3 protein-coding genes are annotated in these 3479 nt (G+C 67.7%); all 3 read right to left on the minus strand.

Going from position 1 to position 3479, the window contains the following annotated elements; translation table 11 throughout:
- On the minus strand, nt 1-959 hold a 959-nt coding region (locus U9980_RS13555), incomplete at its 3' end, for an ABC transporter transmembrane domain-containing protein (protein WP_322768236.1).
- Complete coding sequence (gene cydB, locus U9980_RS13560; protein ID WP_322768237.1) at nt 946-1956, minus strand: cytochrome d ubiquinol oxidase subunit II; 1011 nt, start codon at nt 1954-1956, stop codon at nt 946-948. The genes cydB and U9980_RS13555, both read right to left, overlap by 14 nt.
- An 85-nt stretch (nt 1957-2041) precedes the next feature.
- A complete protein-coding gene (locus U9980_RS13565; protein ID WP_322768238.1) occupies nt 2042-3448 on the minus strand; it encodes a cytochrome ubiquinol oxidase subunit I in 1407 nt (468 codons plus the stop codon).
- Between the last annotated feature and the right edge of the window lie 31 nt (nt 3449-3479).

Genomic DNA, 3479 nt, shown 5'->3' on the forward strand with positions numbered 1-3479 from the left:
AGCAGCGCGACCAGCCCGCTACGCAGGTCGAGTGAGCCCGACACCAACCGAAGTCCGACCGACACCGCGACCAGCGCCACCGACAGGGTCGCCAGCAGCTCCAGAACGAACGACGATACGAACGCCCAGCGCAACGCCACCATGGTCTGTTCCCGGTAGGCATCGGTGATCCGGCGGATCACCTCCACCTGAGCCTTCGCCCGATTGAAGATCTTCAATGTCGGCAAGCCCTCGACGATGTCGAGGAAGTGCCCGGACAACCGGCCGAGCACCGCCCACTGCTGGTCGGTCCGAGCCCGGGTGGCGAGCCCCACCAGCACCATGAAGATCGGTACCAGTGGGAGGGCGACGGCGAGCATGATCGCGGATGTGAGGTCCGCACCGGCGATGCGGACGAGCAGGAACGGCGGGACGACCACCACCGTGACCAGGGCCGGTAGAAAGCGGGTGAGGTAGGCGTCCATACCGTCGAGGCCGGCGCCCGCGGTGACCGCGAGCGCCCCCGATCCGCCGTCCCGGTCCCGCCCACCGCCGCCATGTTCGCCGGACGCCTGCTCGCCGGACGCCTGCTCGCCGGACGCCTGCTCGACGGCCAGCTGTTCCACGACCGCCCCGAGCATGGCGGCACGCAGATCCGCCGAGACCGCCGGGGCGGTCCGCTGCGCGGTCCGCTCGGACAACCAGACCACCACCGACCGGGCGGCGACCACCGCGATGAGAACCGCGACCCCGATCCCGGTTCCGGCCCCGATCCGGGCGCCGTCCCAGGCGCCGCTGTGCCGCCCGACCAGGGCCGTCGGATCCGTGACCACGACCTGACCCGTGACCACGATGTCAGCCAACACCGTTGTCTGGATCACCACCAGGACCCCCGACGCGACCGCGAGCGCCCCGAACCGCACCAGGTAGCGGCGCAGGGCCGGCACGGTGCGCAGCAGCCGTGGATCAACCGGTCTCATGGGATCCCGCCAGATCCGCCCCGACCAGCCGCCGTCGGAAGACCCAGTACGACCACGCCTGGTAGCCGAGTACTACCGGGGTGAACAGAACCGCCACCCATGTCATAACGGTGAGTGTGTAGGCCCCGGACGCCGCGGCGCTGATGGTCAGACTGTTCCCGGGCGTGCCGCGGGCCGGCAGCACATCCGGGAACAGGGCGGCGAACCAGCTTGCCACCAGCAGGGCGATCGCACCGGCGGTGCCGGCGAACGCCAAGCCGTCCCGTTCGCCGAACCAGGCCAGAACGGCAGAACCCAACGCGAGCAGAGCCGTGGCCGCGACTGCCGCCGAGGCGATTCCACCACGGATCGTGACCGTCCACACAACAAGGGCGGCAAAGGCGACCAGCGTCGGCACGGCCAGGCTCCGGGTCACCAGACGGGCGCGATCGCGTACCGCGCCGCGGGTCTTGAGCGCCAGGAACACAGAGCCGTGCAGAACGCACAGCAACAGCATGGTCACCCCACCCAGTAGGGCGTAGGGGTTCAGCAGGTAGAGAAAGCCACTCGTCACGTTATGGTCGGGGGTCATCTCCAGGCCCCGCACCATGTTCGCGAAGGCGACCCCGAACAGCAGCGCCGGCAGCACGCCGCCGATCACGATCCCCCGGTCGCACCAGGCCCGTCCGGCCGCGGTGGTGGCCTTGCCGCGGTACTCCAGGGACACCCCGCGGATGATCAATGAAAACAGGACGAGGAACAGCGCAAGGTACATTCCGCTGAACAGGCTCGCATACCACTCCGGGAATGCGGCGAACATCGCCCCACCCGCGGTGAGCAGCCAGACCTCGTTGGCGTCCCACACCGGGCCGATGGTGCCGAGCACCGCCCGTCGGTCGGTCTCGTCGCTCCCGCCGACTACCGGCAGCAACGCGGCCACGCCGAAGTCGAAGCCTTCCAGGACGAAGAAGCCGACCCACAGGACGGCAACCAGTACGAACCAGAACTCCTCAAGCATCGCCCTACTCCTACCCGGCCGCCGGGCACGCGATCATCGCTTGTCTCGCGTGCCCGGCGGCTCTACGGTCAGCGGTCCTGGGATGTCAGTAGGCGAGCGACGGCAATGCCTCGCCAGGCCGGGATCGGCCGCCAATGGTCACGTTCGGGTTCAGGGCTGGTATCTCGTGCCGCCCGTGGCGCAGGAACAACTGCAGCGCGACGGCTGCCAACGCTCCGTAGATGACCGTGAAGCCGGCCAGAGTCGCGATCACCGCTGTCGTGGAGACCCCGGGCGACACGGCGTCGGATGTGCGCAACAGGCCGAACACGACCCACGGCTGGCGGCCCATCTCGGTGAAGATCCAGCCGGCGGTGTTCGCCAGATACGGCAGGGCCGAGGCCCACACGAATGCGAGCAGGAGATAGCGTCCGCCGGGCAGGTGGCCGCCGCGCATCCGCAGCAGCCCGAGCAGGGCAAGGCTGAAGTAGGCCGCACCGAGCCCCATCATGGCGCGGAAGTTCCAGAAGGTGACGCCCATCACCGGGGTGTAGTCACCCGGGCCGTACCTCGCGACCTCGGCGGCCTGCAGGTCGTTGACGCCCCGGACCGTCCCGGAGAACGTGTTGGTGGCCATGAAGGACAGCAGGTACGGCACCTTGATGTCGATCTTGTTCTCGCCGTGCGAGACGTCACCGTAGGCGAACAGCGAAAGCCCCGCCCCGCGTTCGGTGTCCCACAGCGCCTCGGCGGAGGCCATCTTCATCGGCTGCTGGCGGGTCATGACCTGCCCCTGGAAGTGCCCGGAGATCATTACCCCGACCGACGCGACGGCGCAGACGACCAGGCCCAGGTGCACGGCCCGCCGGTGCAGCTCCACCTGGTGGCCCCGCCGCAGGTGCCAGCAGGACAGCCCGACCACCACGGCCCCACCGGTCAGCAGCGAAGCCGCCAGCACGTGCGGGAAGGTGACCAGCTGCGTCGGGTTCGTGAGCACCGCCCAGATCGAGGTGAGCTGCGCGTGCCCGGTGTCGGGGTTGATTCGGTAACCGACCGGATGCTGCATCCACGAGTTTGCCGCCAGGATGAAATAGGCGCTGATCACCGTTCCCAGCGACGCCAGCCAGATGGTGGCGAGGTGGACGTTCTTGGAGAGCCGGTCCCACCCGAAGATCCACAAACCGAGGAAAGTGGACTCCAGGAAGAACGCGATCAACGCCTCCATGGCCAACGGCGCGCCGAAGACGTCGCCGACAAAGCGCGAGTAGTCCGACCAGTTCATTCCGAACTGGAACTCCTGGACTATTCCCGTGACCACCCCCATCGCAAAATTGATGAGCATCAGCTTTCCCCAGAAGCGGGTCAGGCGGAGCCATTCAATGTGGCCGGTCCGGTTCCACGCCGTCTGCATGACCGCGACCAGCAGCGACAGTCCGATTGTCAACGGGACGAACAGAAAATGGTAGACCGTGGTGATGGCGAACTGCCAGCGGGCTATCGTGTCGTGACTCATCTGCCTTCCCTTTCATCGAACCGTTGATTGC

This window comes from Protofrankia sp. Cr1, from assembly GCF_963555865.1.
Taxonomy (GTDB): Bacteria; Actinomycetota; Actinomycetes; order Frankiales; family Frankiaceae; genus Protofrankia.